This window comes from Pseudomonas sp. WPR_5_2, assembly GCF_003634475.1.
Classification (GTDB): domain Bacteria; phylum Pseudomonadota; class Gammaproteobacteria; order Pseudomonadales; family Pseudomonadaceae; genus Aquipseudomonas; species Aquipseudomonas izuensis.
Window position 1 is genome coordinate 57,165 of sequence record NZ_RBLA01000013.1, and the last position, 23,446, is coordinate 80,610.

15 protein-coding genes and 1 pseudogene are annotated in these 23,446 nt (G+C 61.4%); 8 read left to right on the plus strand and 8 right to left on the minus strand.

All coding sequences use genetic code 11. The features are described from left to right. Positions 1 to 81: 81 nt before the first annotated feature. Positions 82 to 1,011 carry an NAD-dependent epimerase/dehydratase family protein gene (locus BJ917_RS31255; RefSeq protein ID WP_096514793.1) on the minus strand — a complete coding sequence of 310 codons (930 nt, stop codon included), beginning with the start codon at positions 1,009 to 1,011 and terminating at the stop codon, positions 82 to 84. After that, positions 1,004 to 1,888: a sugar nucleotide-binding protein gene (locus BJ917_RS31260; RefSeq protein WP_096514791.1), complete on the minus strand. Its 885-nt coding sequence runs from the start codon at positions 1,886 to 1,888 to the stop codon at positions 1,004 to 1,006. Before BJ917_RS31260 ends, BJ917_RS31255 begins: the two co-directional genes overlap by 8 nt. A gap of 325 nt (positions 1,889 to 2,213) precedes the next feature. Here BJ917_RS31260 and BJ917_RS31265 point away from each other — a divergent pair, with 325 nt between their 5' ends. Next, positions 2,214 to 6,518, plus strand: coding sequence for a DEAD/DEAH box helicase (locus BJ917_RS31265; RefSeq protein WP_121106060.1), 4,305 nt, complete (start codon positions 2,214 to 2,216; stop codon positions 6,516 to 6,518). Between the two features lie 133 nt (positions 6,519 to 6,651). Here the strand turns inward: BJ917_RS31265 and BJ917_RS31270 are convergent. Further along, positions 6,652 to 8,780, minus strand: a pseudogene (locus BJ917_RS31270) (mechanosensitive ion channel family protein). A 265-nt stretch (positions 8,781 to 9,045) separates the two neighbouring features. On the opposite strand from BJ917_RS31270, the gene BJ917_RS31275 reads away from it, so the two are divergent. From BJ917_RS31275 to BJ917_RS31295, 5 genes are all read left to right on the plus strand, one after another. Continuing rightward, on the plus strand, positions 9,046 to 10,257 hold the full coding sequence (locus tag BJ917_RS31275) for an MFS transporter (protein ID WP_096514785.1): 1,212 nt from the start codon (positions 9,046 to 9,048) through the stop codon (positions 10,255 to 10,257). Positions 10,258 to 10,459: 202 nt separating this feature from the next. Beyond that, positions 10,460 to 11,386: a DUF72 domain-containing protein gene (locus BJ917_RS31280; RefSeq protein ID WP_121106061.1), complete on the plus strand. Its 927-nt coding sequence runs from the start codon at positions 10,460 to 10,462 to the stop codon at positions 11,384 to 11,386. Beyond that, positions 11,383 to 12,180: an endonuclease/exonuclease/phosphatase family protein gene (locus BJ917_RS31285; RefSeq protein ID WP_096514781.1), complete on the plus strand. Its 798-nt coding sequence runs from the start codon at positions 11,383 to 11,385 to the stop codon at positions 12,178 to 12,180. The genes BJ917_RS31280 and BJ917_RS31285 overlap by 4 nt, the downstream gene beginning before the upstream one ends. Next, entirely contained in the window at positions 12,177 to 13,469 is a 1,293-nt protein-coding gene (gene clsB, locus BJ917_RS31290) for a cardiolipin synthase ClsB (RefSeq protein WP_121106062.1), read from the plus strand. The genes BJ917_RS31285 and clsB overlap by 4 nt, the downstream gene beginning before the upstream one ends. Next, complete coding sequence (locus BJ917_RS31295; protein ID WP_121106063.1) at positions 13,456 to 14,442, plus strand: lysylphosphatidylglycerol synthase domain-containing protein; 987 nt, start codon at positions 13,456 to 13,458, stop codon at positions 14,440 to 14,442. The genes clsB and BJ917_RS31295 overlap by 14 nt, the downstream gene beginning before the upstream one ends. Before the next feature lie 114 nt (positions 14,443 to 14,556). Here BJ917_RS31295 and BJ917_RS31305 read toward each other — a convergent pair whose 3' ends face one another. From BJ917_RS31305 to BJ917_RS31315, 3 genes are all read right to left on the minus strand, one after another. Next, positions 14,557 to 15,315, minus strand: coding sequence for a S9 family peptidase (locus tag BJ917_RS31305; RefSeq protein WP_096514775.1), 759 nt, complete (start codon positions 15,313 to 15,315; stop codon positions 14,557 to 14,559). Next, complete coding sequence (locus BJ917_RS31310) at positions 15,305 to 16,414, minus strand: DUF3182 family protein (RefSeq protein WP_096514773.1); 1,110 nt, start codon at positions 16,412 to 16,414, stop codon at positions 15,305 to 15,307. Before BJ917_RS31310 ends, BJ917_RS31305 begins: the two co-directional genes overlap by 11 nt. Before the next feature lie 287 nt (positions 16,415 to 16,701). Next, complete coding sequence (locus BJ917_RS31315; protein WP_121106065.1) at positions 16,702 to 17,694, minus strand: GlxA family transcriptional regulator; 993 nt, start codon at positions 17,692 to 17,694, stop codon at positions 16,702 to 16,704. Between the two features lie 101 nt (positions 17,695 to 17,795). On the opposite strand from BJ917_RS31315, the gene BJ917_RS31320 reads away from it, so the two are divergent. Further along, the gene (locus BJ917_RS31320) at positions 17,796 to 18,350 is read left to right on the plus strand and encodes a cysteine hydrolase family protein (RefSeq protein ID WP_096514769.1); all 555 of its coding nucleotides are present in this window, start codon (positions 17,796 to 17,798) and stop codon (positions 18,348 to 18,350) included. 97 nt (positions 18,351 to 18,447) lie between these two features. Here the strand turns inward: BJ917_RS31320 and BJ917_RS31325 are convergent, their stop codons facing one another. Beyond that, positions 18,448 to 18,960, minus strand: a complete 513-nt coding sequence (locus BJ917_RS31325) for a single-stranded DNA-binding protein (RefSeq protein ID WP_096514767.1) — start codon at positions 18,958 to 18,960, stop codon at positions 18,448 to 18,450. A 9-nt stretch (positions 18,961 to 18,969) separates the two neighbouring features. Beyond that, the gene (locus BJ917_RS31330; RefSeq protein ID WP_121106066.1) at positions 18,970 to 20,367 is read right to left on the minus strand and encodes an MFS transporter; all 1,398 of its coding nucleotides are present in this window, start codon (positions 20,365 to 20,367) and stop codon (positions 18,970 to 18,972) included. Between the two features lie 191 nt (positions 20,368 to 20,558). Here BJ917_RS31330 and uvrA point away from each other — a divergent pair, with 191 nt between their 5' ends. Further along, entirely contained in the window at positions 20,559 to 23,393 is a 2,835-nt protein-coding gene (gene uvrA, locus BJ917_RS31335; protein WP_096514763.1) for an excinuclease ABC subunit UvrA, read from the plus strand. The last annotated feature ends 53 nt before the right edge of the window (positions 23,394 to 23,446 follow it).

Consider the following 23,446-nt stretch of genomic DNA (forward strand, 5'->3'; position numbering starts at 1 on the left):
TCGCGAGCAGGCTCGCTCCCACAGAGATTGCAGTGCTCGCCCCCTTAACAGACCTGTCATCCCACCCAACAAGCGCCGTTTCTATCGCCCCAGCAACCGCGCCAACCCGACGCTCATCGGCGTCTGCTGTGGGCGGGCAAATCGTTCGAGCAATCGCCGGTTGTTCGCCCGTGAATGACGGATATCACCGGAGCGTGCCGGGCCGTAACTTACCGGCGGCAACTCGCCGACCACTGCTTCCAGTGCTTCAAGCATCTGGTTGAGTGTCGTTGCCTGATTCCAGCCAACGTTGACCGCGCCGACGTCTACCTGTGGTTTATCGATGGCTTCCACCAGCAGGTTGACCAGATCCTCGACGTAGACAAAATCCCGCGTCTGCTCACCGTCACCAAACACAGTGATCGGCAGGCCTTTCTGCGCGCGCTCGGTGAAAATGCTGATCACCCCGGAATACGGCGAGGACGGATCCTGGCGCGGTCCGAAGATGTTGAAGAAGCGAAAAATCACCGGTTCAAGTGCATGTTGGCGCCGGTAGAAATCGAAATAATGCTCGCTGGCCAACTTGTCGGATGCATAGGGCGTCAACGGTGCCTTGGGCGTGTCTTCATCGATTGACTCACCTTCGCCATTGTTGCCATACACCGCCGCGCTGGAGGCAAACAGCACACGCTTGACGCCCGCCTGGCGCATGGCTTCGCAGACATTCAGCGAGCCGACGAAATTACTCTGGTGCGTCTTCACCGGATCGTCCACCGAAGCTTGCACCGAAGCCACCGCCGCCAGATGCGCCACTGCACTGCAACCGACCATCGCCCGTGCCACCAGCGCGGCATCGGCGACGTCGCCGACGATCAACTCGACCCTGGGATTGTCCAGCGGCAGGTTGCTGCGCTTGCCGGTGGACAGGTCATCGAGAATCCGTACCGAATGCCCCTTGGCGAGCAAGGCGTCGGTCAGGTGCGAACCGATGAAACCGGCGCCGCCGGTGATTAAAACGGGGGTATCAGCCATGGCGATAGAACCTGTCCAAAAGGCCCGGAAGCGCCGCACGCCAGGCGCGCGGTTTGATTCCGAAGGTGTGCAGAATTTTTTTGCAGGCCAACACCGCGTGTTGCGGCTCTTCGGCGGCGTCCGGCCGCGCGGCGTGAGCCTGGGCGGTCGGTGCTTCGATGGCCAGCGGATGCAAGGCACGCGCCTCGCTGAGAATGGCTTGCCCCAGCGCCAGCGGCGTGGTCGCCTCATGCCCGGCGTAATGGTAGGTGCCCCACAGCGGCGCCGCGCAGTCGAGTTGCTTGAGTACCGAAATGATCACGCGGGCGGCATCGTCCACCGGCGTCGGATTGCCCCGGCGGTCATCGGCCATCAGCAGCTCTTGCGGTTGTTCGGCCCGACCGAGGAACCGTCCGAGGGTGCCCTCGGGGCTGTCATCGAGCAACCAGCCGAAACGCAACAGCACGTGTTGCGGGCAAGTGGCGCGAACGCTTTGCTCGATCCGCCACAAGGCCTGACCGCGCAGCCCCAGCGGCACTGGCTCGTCTTTTTCGCTGTAGGCAGTGGCGCGGGAGCCATCGAACACACGATAGCTCGAAGGCTGCAACAGAACGATATTGTGATGCTGGCACAGTTCGGCCAGGCGCTCGATCGCCCGCTCCTGCCCGGCCAAACGCTGCTCGCTGACCGCCTCGGCCTGGAACCAGTCGAAGTAGTAGGCAAGGTTGATCAGCGCATCCGGGCGGGTGTCGTCGAGCAGTTGCGTCAGGCTCGCGGCGTCCCAGCCGTCTTGTGGCGGGCGGGGGGCGAGGAAGCCGATGTCTTCCTCCGCACCGAGGCGAATCAGCGCCTGCCCAAGGGCATTTCCGCCGCCCAGTAACATAAGGCGCATTCGCATAAAGTCAGCAGGCCCAGTCTGATTGGAACAATGGTTTTATCGACAGCGCTTGCGGGCGATGTCGTCGATAGTTGCAGGAATCGTTGCATTTTGCGGGTTTAGTGCGCAACCGTCATCCGTAAAGTGTAGATGCCCCGGATTTGTGGTGCTGCTACTGACCCCATTGCTGGCGAGCCAGCTCCCACAGTGATTTCCGTTGTTCACACGAATTGCGTCCACTGAAGATCCCTGTGGGAGCTGGCTTGCCAGCGATGGGGCCTTGCCAATCAACACAGATCCCCAGTGGTACTTGCATCTTCGGCCCCCCACCCGCATAAATTGCCCCATGAACCTGCCCATCCCCGCAGACAGTGCCCTGAACGGCTTCCATCCTGCCGTCAGCGCCTGGTTCAGCAATACCTTCGCGACGGCCACCGCCGCCCAGGCCAGGGCATGGCCGCTGATCCGCCAGCGCCGCTCGACCCTGATCGCCGCGCCCACCGGGTCCGGCAAGACATTAACCGCATTTCTTGCGGTCATTGATGATCTGGTTCACCGCGGGCTGGAAACCGACAATGGCCTGCCCGACGAAACCCTGGTGGTCTACGTGTCGCCGCTCAAGGCGTTGTCCAATGACATCCAGATCAACCTGCAAAACCCGTTGGCCGGCATCACCGAACAACTGCGCGTGATGGGCCTGCCCGAATTGCAGATCACCACCGCCGTGCGCACCGGCGACACCCCGCAAAAAGACCGTTCGGCGATGCGCAAGACTGCGCCGCACATTCTGGTCACCACCCCGGAGTCGCTCTATGTCTTGCTCGGCTCCGACTCTGGCCGAAAAATGCTCGGCACCACGCGCACAGTGATCGTCGACGAAATCCACGCCATCGCAGCCAGTAAACGCGGCAGCCATCTGGCCCTGAGCCTGGAACGCTTGCAGGCGCTCTGTGCCGAGCCGCTGGTGCGCATTGGCCTGTCGGCTACGCAAAAACCCATCGAAGCGGTCTCGCGCTTTCTGGCAGGTCGCGACCGCGATTGCGAGATCATTGACATCGGCCACGCCCGGCCACGGGACCTGAGCATTGAGGTTCCGCCCGTACCGTTGTCGGCGGTGATGGCCAATGATGTGTGGGAGCTGGTTTACGACCGCCTCGCCGCCCTCGCCCGCGAACACCGCACCACGCTGATTTTCGTCAACACCCGACGCCTCGCCGAGCGCCTGAGCCGGCATCTGAGCGAGCGCCTGGGCAAAGACGCCGTAGCCGCCCACCACGGCAGCCTGGCCAAGGAGTTTCGCCTGGACGCCGAGCAACGGCTCAAGCGCGGTGACCTCCAAGTGCTGATCGCCACGGCGTCGCTGGAACTGGGCATCGACATCGGCGATGTCGACCTGGTGTGCCAGATCGCCTCGCCGCGCTCGATTGCCGGGTTTCTACAACGGGTCGGACGCTCCGGGCACCAGGTCGGGGGAACGCCCAAGGGCCGCTTGTTCGCCACCACCCGCGACGATCTGATCGAATGCGCCGCGCTGCTCGATTGTGTGCGCCGGGGCGAGCTGGACACCTTGCAGATCCCGCTGGCGCCGCTGGACGTACTGGCGCAGCAGATCATCGCCGAGGTCAGTTGCCAGGAATGGCCGGAAGACGCTTTGCTTGCCCGGTTCCGCCAGGCTTCGCCCTACGCCACGCTTGACGAGAAGCACTATCAGGCGCTGCTGCACATGCTCGCGGAGGGCTACAACGGGCGCCAGGGCATCCGCAGTGCCTACTTGCATCGTGATGCCGTGAACCGCACGCTGCGCGGGCGTCGCGGCGCCAAACTGACGGCCGTCACCAGTGGCGGGACCATTCCCGACAACGCCGACTACAGCGTATTGCTGGAACCCCAGGGGCTGAACATCGGCAGCGTCAACGAAGACTTTGCCGTGGAAAGCATTGCCGGCGACGTGTTCCAGTTAGGCAATACCTCGTACCGCATCCTGCGGGTCGAAACCGGCAGGGTCCGGGTCGAGGATGCCCAGGGGCAACCGCCAACCATTCCGTTCTGGCTCGGTGAAGCGCCAGGGCGCAGTGCAGAATTGTCGTTTGCCGTCGCGCGCCTGCAAGCACAACTCGATGAACTGCTGGGCGCTACACCAGGCAACCTGCAACCGGCCCTCGATTGGCTGACCGAGACCCTTGGCCTCAATCTCGCCAGCGCCGAACAACTGGTCGAATACCTGGCCCGCGCCCGCCAGACCCTCGGCGCTTTGCCGTCCCGGGACACGTTGCTGATGGAGCGGTTTTTCGACGAGTCCGGTGGCACCCAACTGGTCATCCATACGCCGTACGGCAGCCGCATCAACCGTGCCTGGGGCCTGGCCTTGCGCAAGCGTTTTTGCCGCACCTTCAACTTCGAGTTGCAGGCTGCCGCCAGTGAAGACGCCATCGTGCTGTCGTTGTCCACCAGCCACAGTTTTGAATTGGACGAGGTCTGGCGTTACCTGCACAGCAACAGTGCCGAACACACGCTGATCCAGGCCGTGCTCGATGCGCCGCTCTTCGGCGTGCGCTGGCGCTGGAATGCCGGCGTGGCCCTGGCATTGCCGCGCTACTCCGGTGGACGCAAGGTACCGCCGCAGATCCAGCGGATGAAAAGCGAAGACCTGATCGCCAGCGTGTTCCCCGACCAGATCGCCTGCGTGGAAAACCTCGCCGGCGAACGGGAAATTCCCGACCATCCGTTGGTGGAACAGACCCTCGACGATTGCCTGCACGAGGCCATGGACAGCGAAGGCTGGCTGGCGTTGTTGCGGCGCATGGAACGGGGCGAAATCCGCCTGATCAGCCGCGACTTGCCGGCGCCCTCGCCGCTGGCCGCGGAAATTCTCAGTGCCCGCCCCTACACGTTTCTCGACGATGCGCCGCTGGAAGAGCGCCGCACCCAGGCGGTGCTCAATCGCCGCTGGAGTGACCCTCAATCCACCGACGACCTCGGCGCGCTGGACGCCGACGCCATCGCCGCCGTGGCTGAAGAAGCCTGGCCGACGCCCAACGGCATCGATGAAATGCACGAGGCGCTGATGAGCCTGGCGTGCATCACCGAGGCCGAAGTGCGGGCGAATCCGAACTGGCTCGACTGGCTGAAAACCCTGGCCGACAGCGGCCGCGCCTGTTGCATCAATCAATCGCTATGGCTGGCGCGAGAGCGGCTGAGCTGCCTGCGGGCCATTTATCCACAGGCTGATTTGAGTCCCGCGCTGGACGCTTTGCGGGGGTTTGATGAACCCTGGGAAACGGAGGACGCCGTACTGGAGCTGATTCGCGCACGGCTCAGCGCATTTGGCCCATTGCCGCTGCCGGAAATCGCCGAACCGCTCGGATTGGCGCCAGCCCAGGTCACACAGGCACTGGCGCAATTGGAGCGCGAAGGTTATGTGCTGCGCGGTCACTTCACCCCAGGCACCGCCGAAGAGGAATGGTGCGAACGGCATTTGCTGGCGCGGATTCATCGCTACACGGTCAAGCGTCTGCGGCGCGAAATCGAGCCGGTGGCGTTGCAGGATTTCATGCGGTTTCTGTTCGACTGGCAGCATCTGTCCAGCACCACCCAGGGCCAGGGCAACGCGATATTGCAAGCGATCGTCGCTCAGTTCGAGGGCTACCCCGCCGCCGCATCCGCCTGGGACAGCGACATTCTGCCGGCGCGGCTCAAGGACTATTCACCCACTTGGCTGGATGATCTGTGTCGCAGCGGCAAACTGGTCTGGACCCGCCTTACCGCGCACAACAAAGGCGCCAGCAGCGCACTGCGCAGCACGCCGATTGTGTTGTTGCCGCGCAATCGCGTCGGGTTGTGGAGCGACTTGACCGAGCAGACGCCGGTCAACGAACTGTCGCCCAAAACCCAAAAAGTCTACGAAGCACTCCACCAGCATGGCGCGCTGTTTTTCGATGAGCTGGTGCATGAAGCGCATGTGTTGCGCACAGAACTGGAGATCGCCCTGCAGGAATTGGTGGGCGCCGGACGGGTGAATGCCGACAGCTTCGCCGGCCTGCGCGCGCTGATCACCCCGGCCAGCAAACGGCAGAATCGCAGCAGCCGTCGTGGACGCGGGGCATTCATCGGCGGCATGGACGATGCGGGGCGCTGGGCCTTGCTTCGACGCGGGTCGCCAGCGCCGATTGTGGATAACCCGCGTCCGGCACCCACACCCGCCGAGACGCTGGAACACATCGCCATGACCTTGCTGCGCCGATACGGCGTGGTGTTCTGGCGTCTGCTTGAGCGCGAGGCGGACTGGCTGCCGAGCTGGCGTGAACTTCTGCGCACCTTTCACCGGCTGGAAGCGCGGGGCGAGATTCGTGGCGGACGTTTTGTCAGTGGCCTGGCGGGCGAGCAATTTGCGCTGCCCGAAGCGATACCGTTGCTGCGTGAAGTGCGGCGGCGACCCCATGACGGCAGCCTGATTGCGGTGTGCGGGGTTGATCCGCTGAACCTGGCCGGCACTCTGCTGCCCGGCGCGAAAGTGCCGGCGCTGGCGAGCAATCGGCTGGTGTATCGCGATGGGTTGCCGGTGGCTGCCGAGATTGCTGGCAAGCAGCAGTTCTGGCTGGATTTGGATGAGCAGGTCATGGCTGAAGTGCGTAGTAAATTGATCCGACATTGATGCTGTCTGGCCCGGCCTCTTCGCGAGCAGGCTCGCTCCCACAGGGGATTTGTGTCCGACTCACATCTGGCCTTCAACGCAGAACACTGTGGGAGCGAGCCTGCTCGCGAAGAGGCCAGCACTGCCACCCCCATTACTGAGGCCGCGGCCGATCCGGCATCAACACCGCCGAATGCTCCGGCTCAGTCGCACCGTCCTGCAGCGGCTCAATCGCCTGCCTCGGCATCAAGACCTGCTGTGGATAAGTCTGCGCGAAATGCACGCATGGACTGTTATCCACAAGCTTTTTCAGCCGCTGGTTGAATGCCCGGCTCACCGCATATTGCCCACCGGAGACGGTGCGAAACTGCGCCGTCAACACCACGCCGTTGAGGTCCATCTTGTCGACGCCGAACACATCCAGCGGCCCCTCCCCTGCAGGTTGTACTTGAGGAACGGATCGCCAGTAATCGAATGCCCGGCCTCGCGGATCAGTTCGATGGCCTTGTCGACGTCGGTGTCGTAGGTGAATTGCACCGAAAAAAACGCATAGGCAAATTGCCGGGATTGGTTGGTCACGGCCTTGATCTGGCCGAATGGCACCGAGTGCACAAACCCCTTGCCGTCGCGCAGGCGCAAGGTACGGATGGTCAGGCCTTCGACGGTGCCGGCATGCCCGGAGTCGAGTACCACCCAGTCGCCGATGGACAGGGTGTCTTCGATGATGATGAACAGCCCGGTGATCACATCCTGCACCAGTTGCTGGGAGCCGAAGCCGATCGCCAGCCCGATGACACCGGCACCGGCCAGGAACGGTGCGACGTTGATGCCCAGGTTAGCCATGGTGGTGATTGCGCAGATCACCACCAGAATGATTTTGATCGCATTGCGCAGCAACGGCAGGATGGTCTTGACCCGTGTACTGGGCTGGCGCGCCGAGCGTTTGTTGACCGGCGGTTTCAAGGCTTCCTGAATCGCCGTGTCGAGCACGACCCAGACCATCCAGGTGATCAGGAAGATCAAACCGATGTGGCTCAACGAGTCGCTGATCGCCCGACCGACCGAATTGCTCACCGCGAATTCGAACAGCGAGACGCCCCAGATACGCCCCAGAATGTCGATGAACACGATGGCTATGGCAATGCGCAGCAACGCGTGGGAAAGGTTCAGAAAGCGTTCCTTGTAGGCACTGCTGCGTCGCAGGTCCGCTTCATGGCGCGTCTTGAACAGGTGATGCAGCGTGGTGCTCAGAAACACCGTGGCAATCAGCAGAACCGTGGTAAACAGCGCACTGCGCAGTACCTGTTGATTGTCGGCGCTGACGCTGATCAGGTTGATGACCGAAACCAGTACCATCAACAGAATCGGCCAATACCAGAGCCCGGAAAAAATCCGCAGGGTTTCGCGCAGCGCCGGCTGCGATCGACGCTGAGCCAGCGGCAGAATCCGGATGACATGGGCGACGGGACGGCGCATGCGAAATACCAGCAGACCGAAGGAAATCGATGCCGCCAGACCGGTAAACACGGCGATGCTGCTGGTGAGGTTGCTGCCTAGCTGCTGGGCGATCTGCGGGCTGGTCAGGGCGTCGCTCAGGGCGACCAGGAAGCCGATCAGAAACAGCGGTCGCGGGCTGTCCTGGTGAATGATCTGCACCGCCCTGCGTTTGTGACCGACGTTGAACAACACCACCAGTGACATCACCAATGACGCGGCGAAAATGCCGCTGCTGGTGGCATAGGCAAAACACAACGCCATCGCCCGACCGGCCGACACCGGCAAAAACTGACTGACATAAATCGTCAACGGCAGACTGATCAACGCGGGAAGACTGTAGGGCAACACATACCCCAGCAATGCCTGACCACGCTCTCGACTCAACAGCACGCGATGCCGACACAGACGCTGGGTCAAGAACTTGCCGAACATCCGCAGCAGGCCGAAGACGCCCGCCCACACAGCGGTCAGCAGCAGGAAATCCCCCGTTACGCGCCAGCCCGAACGGGCAGAGGGCCGATTGACCAATTGATCCACTTCATCTGCCGCACGGTCGGCACGCAGGCGCCAGGCGTCGACCAGGTTTTCGTTGAGATCGAGTTTTGCCTGCACCTCATCGATGCTTGAACTGATGGCCCCCAGCAATCCGCCTTGCACCAGCGGTTGCGGGTGTGCCGGTGGCGTCGCGGTGGCGGCCGGCAGACCCGGGATCGTTGCCGCATCCAGTTCCTCGCTGCCCAGAACCAGCAGCGCTCCCAGAAATATCGCGGTCTTGAGCTTGATCAACGTATCCGCTCCCTTGGATGAGACTGTAAGGAACTGATCGGGAAATCCCCCTGTAGGAGCCGGCTTGCCGGCGAATGCGGTGTGTCAGACATCATGTAGGTTGGTTGATACACCGCCATCGCCGGCAAGCCGGCTCCTACAGGTCCAGCATCCTCGTTCGATATTTGATCTGTACGCAAATATCAAATGCCCATACCTGTATTTTTCCGCACGACCCAAACCCCGACACTGCACTCCATCAATTCAACCCACCGGAGTTGCAGCCATGCCCATTGCCTTGCTCGCGCTGACCCTCAGCGCCTTTGCCATCGGGACGACCGAGTTCGTCATCGTTGGCCTGTTACCCACCATCGGCGCCGATCTCGGGGTCAGCCTGCCGTCCGCCGGCCTGCTTGTCAGCCTGTACGCATTGGGCGTCGCCGTCGGTGCCCCGGTGCTGACTGCCCTGACCGGCAAAGTCCCGCGTAAATTGCTGCTCTTGTCGCTGATGGTGCTGTTCACCCTCGGCAACCTGCTGGCCTGGAAAGCGCCAGGCTACGAGTCGCTGATTCTGGCGCGAATCGTCACCGGCCTGGCCCACGGGGTGTTTTTCTCGATCGGTTCAACCATCGCCACCAGTCTAGTGCCCAAGGAAAAAGCCGCCAGCGCGATCGCCATCATGTTCACCGGATTGACCGTGGCACTGGTCACTGGCGTACCGCTGGGCACCTTCATCGGCCAGCATTTCGGCTGGCGTGAAACCTTCCTCGCCGTGTCGGCGTTGGGCGTCATCGCGTTCATCGGCAGCCTGCTCTACGTGCCGAAAGACATTGCCCACAGCAAACCCGCGTCGCTGTTGCAACAGTTGCAGGTACTCAAGCAACCCCGACTGTTGCTGGTGTACGCCATGACTGCGATCGGCTACGGCGGTTCGTTTATCGCCTTCACTTTCCTGGCACCGATCCTTCAGGACCTTTCCGGTTTCAGCGCCAGCACCGTCAGCCTGGTGCTGCTGGTCTACGGCATCTCGGTGGCCGTGGGTAACATCTGGGGCGGCAAACTGGCGGATAAACGCGGCCCGATCAGTGCCCTGAAAATCATCTTCGCCCTGCTCGCCGCTGTGTTGTTCGTGCTGACCTTCACGGCCGGCAATCCATGGCTGGCGCTGGCCACCGTGCTGGTCTGGGGTGCAGTGGCGTTCGGCAACGTGCCGGGGCTACAGGTCTATGTGGTGCGCCAGGCCGAACATCACACCCCCCATGCGGTGGACGTGGCTTCCGGCCTGAACATCGCCGCGTTCAACCTCGGCATTGCCGGCGGCGCGTGGGGCGGCGGCTTGATCGTTGCGCACTTGGGCCTGATCCACACCGCGTGGATCGGTGGTCTGGTGGTGTTGGGGGCGTTGGCGTTGACGGCGTGGAGCGGGCGTCTGGATCGGTTGGGGCCGGTGTATGCCGAACCGGCTGAGGGCTCTGCCCGCGTTATCACGGGTCACTGATTAACCCTGTGGGAGCGAGCCTGCTCGCGAAGACGGTGGCACATTCAACATTGATGTGACTGACACACCGCTTTCGCGAGCAGGCTCGCTCCCACATTGGATCTGCGGTGATTCGTGAATATGTACCGTCCGTACCCCCACCGAAACTTTCGTCGCCGCCCCACAGTCAGCAAAAGAACGGGGCACTCAGACGGGAGGCGACATGGCGGCGATTCATATCGGCATTTCAGGTTGGCGCTACACGCCCTGGCGAGGGGATTTCTACCCCAAGGGGTTGCCCCAGAAACGCGAGTTGCAATTCGCGTCACGGGCGGTCAACAGCATCGAAATCAATGGATCGTTTTACGCCCTGCAAAAGCCCGAGCGCTATGCCCAGTGGTACATCGAAACGCCGATGCACTTCGTGTTCAGCGTCAAGGCCCCACGTTTCATTACCCACATCAAGCGTCTGCGTGACATCCACAAACCCCTGGCGAATTTTTTTGCCTCCGGCGTTCTGGAGCTCAAGGAAAAGCTCGGGCCGATCCTCTGGCAGTTTCCGCCCAACTTCAAATTCGATGCCGAACTGTTCGAGACCTTTCTCGAACAATTACCCCGTGACACCGAACAGGTGGCCGCCCTCGCCCGTCAGCACGACTCGCACCTCCACGGCCACGCCAGCCTGAAGGCGTACAAGAAAAAACCTGTGCGCCATGCCGTGGAAATCCGTAACGACAGCTTCATCGACCCGGCTTTTGTCCGGCTGCTCAAACGCTACAACACGGCACTGGTGATCGCCGACACCGCCGGCAAATGGCCGTACCGCGAGGACATCACCAGCGACTTCGTCTACCTGCGCCTGCACGGCGCCGAAGAACTCTACGCCAGCGGCTACACAACGCAGGCACTGCAGCGCTGGGGTGAGCGGATCGAGGCCTGGCATCAAGGGCGGCAACCGAAAGATCCACAGTTGATCGCGCCCCGGCAGAAACCCAGGGTCTGCAAATCCCGCGAAGTGTTCTGCTATTTCGACAACGACATCAAAGTCCGCGCGCCTTTCGATGCGCGTCGCCTGCTGGAGCGATTCGACCTCGACCAGGAGCTGCTCACCGCCCCGGGTGAACCCGTTGCCGAAGGAGCGCTGCCATGAGCATTCGCGAACCGGTCGGCGTCACCGACGAGCAGGCCTCCATCGACACCATGGTGCATCGTTTCACGGTGCTGACGGTCAACACCCACAAGGGTTTCACCGCGCTGAATCGGCGTTTCATCCTGCCGGAACTGCGCGAAGCGGTGCGCAGTGTCTCTGCCGATGTGGTGTTTTTGCAGGAAGTCCACGGCACCCATGAACAGCATCCCAAGCGCTACAACAATTGGCCGGCGATGCCGCAATACGAATTCCTCGCCGACACCCTGTGGCCGCAGTTCGCCTACGGGCGCAATGCGGTCTATCCGGCGGGCGATCACGGCAACGCGCTGCTGTCGAAATTCCAGATCGTGCGGCACGACAACCTCGACGTGTCCATCAGTGGCCATGAGAATCGCGGCCTCCTGCATTGCATCTTGCGCCTGCCCGGCGAAGGCCCGGAGGTGCACGCGATATGCGTCCACCTGGGCCTGCGCGAAAGCCATCGCAACGAACAACTCAGGTTGCTGGCCCGCCGGCTGGAAGAACTGCCAAACGATGCGCCAGTGATCGTCGCCGGGGATTTCAATGACTGGCGTCAGCGTGCCGATGCCCTGCTCAACCCTTGCGGTTTGCGCGAAGTGTTCGCCGAGCACCATGGCAAGCCCGCGCGCAGTTTTCCCGCTCGATTACCCGCGCTGCGTCTTGACCGCATCTACGTGCGCAACCTCCAGGCCAGCCAACCACAAGTGCTGACGTCCCGGCCCTGGTCACACCTTTCGGACCATGCACCGCTGTCGGTAGAGATCGAGTTATGAGCCTCTCGCCGATGGAAAAAACCACCGTGGAGCAGATTGCCGCGCCGCCGACCAGCGAACCCGCAGCGGTCGACGTCGAGTACCGTTGGCAAGGCAACAACCGCGTCGAGCTGCTGGAAAACGGCGAGGCCTATTTTCCCCGGGTGTTCGAGGCCATGCGCCAGGCCAAGACCGAGATCCTTCTGGAAACCTTCATCGTGTTCGAGGACAAGGTCGGCGAAGAGCTCAAGACCGTACTCATCGGCGCCGCGCAACGCGGGGTACGTGTCACCGCCAGCTTCGACGGATTTGGCTGCGGCGAACTGAGTACCGGTTTTCTCACCGCGCTCAGTGGAGCCGGCGTGCATCTGCAAATGTTCGATCCGGCACCCAAGCACCTGGGCGTCCGCACCAACTGGTTCCGCCGCCTGCACCGCAAGATAGTGGTCGTAGACGGAACCGTCGCCTTCATTGGCGGGATCAACTTCTCCGCCGATCATCTGGCCGATTTCGGTCCCGAGGCCAAACAGGATTATTCGGTAGAAATACAAGGCCCGGCGGTGGCCGACATTCATCACTTTGCCCTGTTGCAATGCGGTCGTCCCGCGCGGGCCAAGTACTGGTGGCAACGGCGTCGACAACGTCGCTCGGAACTGGCCTTCGATGAGCATGACGGTCAGGTGCGGCTGGTGTACCGCGACAACGCCGAGCACTTGACCGACATCGAAGAGGTTTACCGCCTGGTGTTACGCACTGCGCAGCGGCGCGTGGTCATCGCCAACGCTTACTTTTTCCCCGGCTACCGATTGCTGCGCGAGATCCGCAACGCCGCCCGCCGCGGTGTTGATGTGCGGCTGATTCTGCAAGGTCAACCCGACATGCTGGTGGCTAAACTCGCTGCGCGCATGACCTACGATTACTTGCTCAAATCCGGGGTGAAGATCTACGAATATTGCGACCGCCCCCTGCACGGCAAGGTCGCGCTGGTGGACGAAGACTGGAGCACCGTCGGTTCCAGCAACCTCGACCCGTTGAGCCTGTCGATGAACCTGGAAGCCAATGTGTTGATCCGCGACCGCGCATTCAACCGTGACCTGTTCGAGCGCCTCGAAGAACTCAGTGACCATCACTGCAAGGCCATGTCGGTGGACAACGCCCCACGCGGCCGCGTCTGGCACATGACCGTGGGTTTTCTGGTGTTCCACTTCCTGCGGCATTTCCCGGCATGGGCCGGCTGGTTGCCGGCGCATAAACCACGCCTGAAAGCGTTCACTTCACCGACCGGGAGCGATCAGCATGAGCCGCACTGAAGCACACGCGGCGACCCACGCCGACCACCCGGCAAAATCTCGCCTGAGCCGCTGGAAAAGACCGCTGACGATGCTGTTTTTCCTGGCGCTGATCGTGCTGTTGAGCCTGTTCGCCTCGCGCATGGAATGGGGCGAAGTGTTCGACACCCTGGCTGACTTCAAGGTGCGCACGCTGATCATCGCCTCTGGATTGACCCTGGTGAGTTTTCTGGTCTACGCCAGTTTCGACCTGATCGGCCGCACCTACATTCGCCAGGATCTGACGTGGAAACAGATCCTGCCGGTGGGGATCATCAGCTACGCCTTCAACCTCAACCTGAGTGCCTGGGTCGGCGGCATTGCCATGCGTTATCGGCTGTATTCGCGGCTCGGTGTGAGCAAAGGCAACATCGCAAAAATCCTCGGCCTGAGCCTGGCCACCAACTGGTTCGGCTACATGGTGATTGCCGGGGCAGTGTTCAGCAGCGGGCTGGTACGCATGCCCCCGGGATGGAAACTGAGCAGCGACGCGCTGCAAGGTATGGGCGTTTTGTTGCTGCTGGTGAGCGCGGGATATCTCGCGGCGTGCCGGTTTTCCAAACGGCGCGAGTGGGCGATACGCGGCATTGAAATCGACTTGCCGTCCTTGCGCATGGCCATTGTGCAACTGGCCCTCGGGGCGTTGAACTGGTCGCTGATGGCGGCGGTGATCTTCACCCTGCTGCCGAGCAAACTCGACTACCCATTGGTGCTTGGCGTGTTGCTGATCAGTGCTATTGCCGGGGTCATTACCCACATACCGGCCGGGCTCGGTGTGCTGGAAGCGGTGTTCGTGGCTTTGCTGCAACACGAGGTATCGCGGGGCAGTCTGGTGGCGGGTCTGCTGGCTTATCGGGCGATCTATTTTCTGCTGCCGTTGTTGATCACGCTGGTGATGTATTTGCTGGTGGAGGCCAAGGCCAAGTCGCTGCGGATCTCGAAAAAACCCAAGTGATTTGTGGTGACGGTGATGACGCCATCGCGGGCAAGCCTTGCTCCCACAGATGGTCGACACAAATTCTGTGGGAGCAAGGCTTGCCCGCGATGCGTCCGCAAGAACACCACACGATCATTTGGATTGAATAATGCTCAACCGCTCACCCACCACCATTTCCGTGATCCAGTCCACCAGGATCGAGGTGTAGGCCTGCTGCGAAACCGGATCGCTCAGCGCATGGTCGGCACCGTCGATAATGCGGTGCGTCATCGAATGGGTCTGCTGACACGCTGCGCGATAACTCATGATCGTCGCGTGGGGCACATAGTCATCGGTTTCGGACTGGACCAACAGCACATCCCCGGTAAATTGCGAACAGGCATGCAGCGCCCGATTGCTATCGGCACGCACCAGCGTACCGCGGTAATCGCGCAAATCGAGCTTGTCCAGGTCACGCTTGGGTGTGTGCCATTGCTCGTCGCGATACAGTGCTGGCACCCGTAGCGCCAGCCAGCGCACCGGACGCAACGACGTGAGGATCGAGGCCAGGTAACCGCCATAGCTGGTGCCGACCACGGCAATGGCCGAGGTATCCAGCGCCGGGTGCGCGAGCAAGCGGTCGTAGGCCGCCAACAGGTCGCGCAGGTTATCTTCACGGGTTACCCGGGTCAGCGGAATGCCGGTGCCGCCGGTGTGGCCCCGCAGGTCGAAGGTCAGGCACACACAACCCAAGCCGGCGATGCCCTTCGCCCGCTCCAGATCGCGCTCCTGACTGCCGCCCCAACCGTGCACGAACAACACGCCGGGGACTTTCGATTTGGGGCTGAGAAAGGTCCCGCTCATCTGCTCGTCGTCGATGTCGATTTGAATGCTTTCGCTTCTAGCCGTCATAGGATTTGACCGTTACGTACTTGAGTAGGAAATCACTGTTTTGCGCCGGACCGCGATACACCTCGATGGCGTCCGCCGGAAGCGGCCGATCGGTGTAGGTTTCCACCGAAGACACGCGAATCGCGCGCATTTGCGGGTCGTTGACGAAGCTCTGCAAGGCAGCGACTTCGGCGCTGCTGGCCCCGCCCATGCGCCAGGATTGCTCGAGCACGCCGCTGCGGGGTTTGCCATCACTGGCCACCCCCTGGGCGATGTCGTAGTTGCGCCGCGACGCATAGAAGCCGGGGTAGGCTTCATTCGCCGCGTCGTCGAATACCTGCGCTTGCCTGATCGCCAATCGCACGTCTTCAGGCAAGTCCAACGCCAACAGATCCTGATAGCCACCCTGCACCACCAGCAGGTTGGAGCCGCCATACACCTCTTCGCCTTGAGGGTCCTTGGTCAAGAATTGCTCACCGCAATAACTCAGCACCCTGTCACCGATGAAACTCTGACCGACGCTGTGGGTGATCACCTGATCCAGGTCCTGCTCGAGCACCACACCTTCGTTGAACAGGGTCTTGGCCTCGGGCCGAGCGAGGATTTCGTCGAACTGGTCGAGGCTTTTGATCACTTCCTGACCGCGCCCGGCGCAGGCGTGAATCGGCTTGAGGCGGATCGGGCCGCTGTAGAGCAAATGCTCCGCCGCTGGCCGTGCATCGTCGAGGGAAAAAACACTGAGGCCATCGAGCACGACGTTGCGCACCCGTTCGCAAAACAGCGGCACCCAACCTGGTGGCGCATGGGCATGATGATTCAGCAAACCGTGGCTGATGGCTTTGGTGCAGATGAAGGCATGTTCGACATAGCCACCCCACAAATCCTCAGGACCTTTGACCCCCAACTGCCGGGCGGCTGCGGCCCCCACCAGCGTTTGGGTGGGCAGCAGGTAAATGTCTCGTCCGCGATGCTGCCCAGGGTCGTAACTGCCACCGAACTTGAGCCCGAGGATTTGTGCCAGCCACTTGGCCAGCGCGCGATTGGTTTCAATTTCATGCAATGGCGCGTCGGGGTGCACCGAGTGGGCGACCACCAGTTTCTTGCGGTTTGTTGGGGTCATGCGTCCCCCTTCAATCGGCAGTAGATGAATGTAGGTGTAGGAGGTGCAGAGATCAGGCCAAACGGGGCTGCCGGGAAACGCTTTTCAAATCATGTGGTTGCACGAACAGTAGTGGCAGGAGGCCTGTTTGATTCTGCACGATAGCCTTTCAAAATCCGGCATTTTGCACGATCCCTTGTAGGAGCGAGCCTGCTCGCGAATAGGCCCTTTCACTCACCATCGATGTGGGATGTCAGACTGCTTTCGCGAGCAGGCTCGCTCCTACAAGGGGAACTGCGGTGTTGTGCCTAGCGTGCGGCGACACCCGGCAACACCCCAAACCGCGCCCGATAATCGCTCGGCGCCAGCCCGGTGATTTTCTTGAACGTGGAGCGAAACGCCCCCGGGTCCTGATAGCCCACGGTCCAGGCAATGTGATCGATGGTGCCGTTGGTGAATTCGAGCATTTCCCTGGCCTTGCCGACCCGCAGGTGCTGGCAGTACTCAGTAGGCTTTAGCCCGGTCGCCGCGCGGAAGCGGCGCAGGAACGTGCGTTTCTCCAGCCCTGCCCGCTCGGCCATCGCCGTCAGCGACACATCGGTGGCTCCGGTGCTTTGCAGCCAGTGCTGCACCTTGAGAATCGAAGCATCGCCATGGCTGAGTATCGGCGCGAAGTTGCTGCCGCATTCACTGGCACTGTCGCTGTGCTCCACCACCAGAAAACACGCGGTGCCTGTGGCAATGCTCGGCCCCAACAGGCGATCCACCAGGCGCAGACCCAGTTCGGACCAGGCCATCAGCCCCGCGGTGGTAATCAGGTCGCCGTCATCGACGATGGGCGTATCGGCCTTGAGTTTGATCGCCGGGTATCGCTCGGCGAAAGCCTTGGCGGAGGTCCAGTGGGTGGTGGCGCTGCGGCCGTCGAGCAGCCCACTTTCGGCCAACAGAATCGAACCCACGCAAACACCACCGAGGGTCGCTCCACTGGCGTGTTGCTGCCTGAGCCAGCGAATCAGCGCCTGCGATGCCTGGCCTTCGCAGAACCCGGCAATCGACGGTGGAATCAATACCGCCACCAGTGCACCGTCCGCTGCGGGATGGCTGTCGTAGACCCGAATGGGTGGCTGATCGCCTTCGACCCGCCAATGGCTGACCCGCAACAGCGGCAAGCGCGCAGCCTGATGTTCGGCGGCGATCCGATTGGCCACCCCGAACAGGTCGGTCAACCCATGCACCGCCGCCATCTGCGCGCCGGGATAGATCAACACGCCCACTTCGGCGATTGCCCTTTGTGCATCCATTGTCAGTTTTCCCCCTGCTATTGTCGGTGCGGCCAATCCCCGGACGGCCTGCTTGAGCCAATACTCCATTCCACACCCAAACCACACTCGAGGAAACACTCATGGCCAAGCAAGCACTCATCGTAGTCGATATCCAAAACGACTACTTCCCCCAAGGCAAGTGGCCGCTGGTCGGCGCCGATGCCGCCGCGGACAACGCCGTCCGTCTGCTAGCGGCCTTCCGCGAGGCCGGCGATTCGGTGGTACACATCCGCCACGAGTTCACCTCCGACGCCGCGCCTTTCTTCACCCCCGGCTCCGAAGGCGCCAAGCTGCACCCCAAAGTCCTCAACCTGGGCAATGAGCCTGTGGTGCTCAAACACTACGTCAACTCGTTCCGCGAAACCGAACTGCAATCGATCCTCGACCAGCAAGGCATCAAGGAACTGGTGGTCGTCGGCAGCATGAGCCACATGTGCATCGATGGCATCACGCGTGCCGCCAATGACCTTGGTTACAGCGTCACCGTGATCCACGACGCGTGCGCCTCCCGTGACCTGGAGTTCAACGGCCTGACCGTTCCGGCGGCCCAGGTGCATGCCGCTTTCATGTCGGCCTTGGGCTTTGCCTACGCCAACGTGGTGTCCACCGATGAGTTCCTCGCGGCCAACCGCTGAGTACAAGACTGACCTCCGGATTGCCGGCCAAATCCGAGGCAAAAAAAACCCGCGCTCTTGAGCGCGGGTTCTATTTTCACGTTGAAGCTCTATGGCTTCAGAACGGGATATCGTCATCAAAGCTGTCGAAGTCCGGAGCTGGCTGTGGAGCGGCCTGCTGTGGAGCCGGGCGCGACTGCTGCGGTGCCGACTGCTGTGGACGTGGAGCCTGCTGGCGTGGCGCGGACTGCTGGTAGTTGCCCCCGCCTTGTTGGTCGCCCTGCTGTGGACGGCCGCCCAGCAGTTGCATGGTGCCTTGCATGTCGACCACGATTTCGGTGGTGTAACGCTTGATACCGTCTTTTTCCCACTCGCGGGTCTGCAGCTTGCCTTCGATGTAGACTTGCGAGCCTTTACGCAGGTATTCGCCGGCGATTTCCGCAACTTTGCCGAACATCGACACACGGTGCCATTCAGTCTTTTCGACTTTCTGACCGGTTTGCTTGTCAGTCCATTGTTCGCTGGTCGCCAGACTCAGGTTGGTCACGGCGTTGCCGTTCGGCAGGTAGCGAACTTCAGGATCCTGGCCGCAAGTGCCGACCAATATGACTTTGTTAACCCCACGGGCCATTACGTTCTCCTAGGCTACGCACGCTTCCCCGGCCGGGTTGTTCACCAGGCTTTCAAGGGTGGTGCGATCCAATAGTTCGGTGTCCAATTTGATGTAAATGGCCGCCTCATCAGCGACTATCACTGCATCTGTTACCCCTACGACGGCCTTCAGGCGCTCGACCAGACCCGCTTCGCGGATCGCCTCGGGCGACAATGGCAAGCGCAGGCTTGTCACGTAGGGAGGTTCTCGCATGGTAACAGCAAAGGCCAGCCAGAGGGCAGCCAGACCCGCGCATCCAAGGAACACAACCGACAAACCGCCATGCTGGAACAACCAGCCACCGAGGATTCCGCCCAGTGCCGATCCGAGGAATTGGCTGGTGGAATAAACCCCCATCGCCGTGCCCTTGCCGCCGGCGGGTGAAACCTTGCTGATCAACGACGGCAGCGAAGCTTCCAGCAGATTGAACGCGGTGAAAAACACCACCGTCCCGATCACCAGAGCCCGCAAACTATCGCCGAACTGCCAGAAGAATAGCTCAGTGAGCATCAGCGTCACGACGGCACCGAGCAAAACTCGTTTCATTTTGCGTCGCTTCTCGCCGTAGATAATGAACGGGATCATGGCGAAGAAAGAAATCAGCAATGCCGTCAGGTACACCCACCAATGCTGCTCCTTGGGCAATCCGGCTTTTTCCACCAGCGCCAGCGGCAAGGCAACGAAGCTCGACATCAACATCGCGTGCAACACAAAAATGCCCAGGTCCAGACGCAGCAGGTCCGGGTGTTTGAGCGTCGGTATCAAGGCCTGGCGCGCGACACCCGACTCACGGTGCTGCAACGGGTGGGTGGAGCGCGGCACCATGAACATCACGATCACGATGCCGAACAGCGCCATGCCGCCCGTGGCGAGGAACAGTCCGGACAAGCCGAAAGCGCGAGTCAGCAAGGGCCCGACAACCATCGCGACCGCGAACGACAGACCGATTGTCATGCCGATCATGGCCATGGCCTTGGTTCGATGCTGCTCACGGGTCAGGTCCGATAGCAACGCCATGACCGCGGCGGAAATCGCCCCGGCGCCTTGCAGGACGCGTCCGGCGATCACACCCCAGATCGAATCGGCGTTGGCCGCCAATACGCTGCCGAGGGCAAAGACAATCAGCCCCAGGTAAATCACCGGGCGGCGGCCGATGCGGTCGGAGATGAAACCAAAGGGAATCTGGAAAATTGCCTGGGTCAGGCCATAAGCGCCAATCGCCAGCCCGATGAGGGCGGGGGTCGCTCCAGCCAGGTCCATGCCATAGGTCGCCAGGACCGGCAACACCATGAACATGCCAAGCATACGGAAGGCGAACACCAGGGCCAGACCGCTCGCCGCGCGGGTCTCGCTGCCACTCATGCGTTCGCTGTGGGGATCGTGCATGGAAAAACCTCATGTGAACCGGCGGCGATTCTACCAGTCCCATCGATTGGCGGGGTATATCGCGACGCTTTGCCGCGTGTAGATGACAGACCTTTCATGTAAGTCAGCCATGACATCATTCGATAGTGTGCATCCATCCAGTATTTGGCCGTATACTCCTACGTTTTCGACGCCCGCCAAGCGAGGCCACTTTGGACAAGATCCTGATTCGTGGGGCTCGAACCCACAACCTGAAGAACATCGACCTGACCCTGCCCAGGGACAAACTGATTGTCATCACCGGCCTGTCCGGCTCCGGCAAGTCGTCCCTGGCCTTCGACACCCTGTACGCCGAAGGCCAGCGCCGCTACGTCGAATCGCTATCGGCCTATGCCCGGCAGTTCCTGTCGATGATGGAAAAGCCTGACGTCGACACCATCGAAGGCCTGTCGCCAGCGATCTCCATCGAACAGAAATCGACCTCGCACAACCCGCGCTCGACTGTCGGGACCATCACCGAAATCTACGACTACCTGCGTTTGTTGTATGCGCGCGTAGGCATTCCGCGCTGCCCGGATCACGACATTCCGCTGGAAGCGCAGACCGTCAGCCAGATGGTCGATCTTGTCCTCGCCGAGCCGGAAGGCAGCAAGCTCATGCTGCTGGCTCCGGTCATCCGCGAACGCAAAGGCGAACACCTCTCGGTCTTTGAAGAGCTTCGAGCCCAGGGCTTCGTCCGTGCCAGGATCAACGGCAAGCTTTATGAGCTGGACGAAGCGCCCAAGCTCGACAAACAGAAAAAGCATTCCATTGATGTCGTGGTTGACCGCTTCAAGGTCCGCGCCGATCTGCAACAGCGCCTGGCCGAATCCTTCGAGACCGCGCTGAAGCTGGCGGACGGCATCGCGCTGGTGGCACCGATGGACGATGAGCCGGGCGAAGAAATGATCTTCTCCGCGCGCTTCGCCTGCCCGATCTGCGGTCACGCCATCAGCGAACTCGAGCCCAAACTGTTTTCCTTCAACAACCCGGCCGGTGCCTGCCCGACCTGCGACGGTTTGGGGGTAAAGCAATTTTTCGACATCAAGCGACTAGTCAATGGCGAGCTGACCCTCGCTGAAGGTGCAATTCGCGGCTGGGACCGGCGCAACGTCTATTACTTCCAGATGCTCGGTTCATTGGCGTCCCACTACAAGTTCAGCCTGGAAGTGCCGTTCAACGAGCTGCCGAGCGATCAGCAGAAGAACATCCTGCATGGCAGCGGCTCGCAAAACGTCGACTTCAAATACCTGAACGACCGCGGCGACATCGTCAAACGCTCACATCCATTCGAAGGCATCGTACCGAACCTGGAACGTCGCTACCGCGAAACCGAGTCGGCTTCGGTTCGCGAAGAGCTGGCCAAGTTCCTTAGCACCCAATCCTGCCCGGACTGCCGCGGCACCCGACTGCGACGGGAAGCACGGCACGTGTGGGTTGGCGAGAAAACCTTGCCGGCGGTGACCAACCTGCCAATCGGCGACGCCTGCGACTATTTTGGCGAGCTGAAGATGACCGGGCGTCGTGGCGAGATTGCCGACAAGATCCTCAAGGAGATCCGCGAACGCCTGCAGTTTCTGGTCAACGTCGGTCTCGATTATCTGTCGCTGGATCGTAGTGCGGACACATTGTCCGGTGGTGAGGCTCAGCGCATACGCCTGGCCAGCCAGATCGGCGCGGGCCTGGTCGGCGTGCTGTACATTCTCGACGAACCATCGATCGGCCTGCATCAGCGCGATAACGACCGGTTGCTCGGCACACTCAAGCACCTGCGCGACATCGGCAACACGGTGATCGTGGTCGAGCACGACGAAGATGCGATTCGCCTGGCGGATTATGTTGTGGATATCGGGCCGGGCGCCGGCGTCCATGGCGGCCATATCGTTGCCGAAGGTACGCCTGCTGAGGTGATGTCGCATCCGGACTCCTTGACCGGCAAGTACCTGTCAGGCCGGGTGAAAATTGCTGTTCCGGCCAAACGCACCCCGCGCAACAAGAAGCTGTCGCTGTCGCTCAAGGGCGCCCGCGGCAACAATTTGCGCAATGTCGACCTGGATATTCCGATCGGCCTGCTGACCTGCGTAACCGGGGTGTCCGGTTCGGGCAAGTCGACGCTGATCAACAACACGCTCTTCCCCCTGAGTGCCACCGCGCTCAATGGCGCAACGACACTTGAAGCGGCCGCCCATGACAGCATCAAGGGTCTGGAGCACCTGGATAAAGTCGTCGACATCGACCAGAGCCCTATCGGTCGTACGCCTCGCTCCAACCCGGCGACCTACACCGGTTTGTTCACACCGATTCGCGAGCTGTTCGCGGGCGTGCCGGAGTCCCGCTCCCGGGGTTACGGTCCGGGGCGCTTCTCTTTCAACGTGAAGGGCGGACGTTGCGAAGCCTGCCAGGGTGATGGCCTGATCAAGGTGGAAATGCACTTCCTGCCGGACATCTATGTGCCGTGCGACGTCTGCAAGAGCAAGCGCTACAACCGCGAAACGCTGGAGATCAAGTACAAAGGCAAGAGCATCCACGAGACTCTCGAGATGACCATCGAGGAAGCCCGGGAATTCTTCGATGCGGTACCGGCCCTGGCGCGCAAGCTTCAGACACTGATGGACGTGGGCCTGTCCTACATCAAGCTGGGACAATCTGCGACGACGCTGTCGGGTGGTGAGGCTCAACGAGTCAAGCTGTCCCGCGAGCTGTCCAAGCGTGATACCGGCAAGACGCTATATATCCTCGACGAACCGACAACCGGCCTTCACTTCGCGGATATCCAGCAATTGCTCGACGTACTGCATCGGCTGCGTGACCACGGCAATACGGTGGTGGTGATCGAGCACAACCTGGACGTGATCAAGACCGCCGACTGGCTGGTGGACCTGGGGCCGGAAGGCGGCTCCAAGGGCGGTCAGATCATCGCGGTCGGCACACCGGAAGAAGTCGCAGAGATGAAGCAATCTCACACTGGCTTCTACCTCAAACCGCTGCTGGAGCGTGATCGGGCTTAACCGGGCGCCATGAAAAAGCCCCTGTCACTTCATCAGTGACGGGGGCTTTTTTG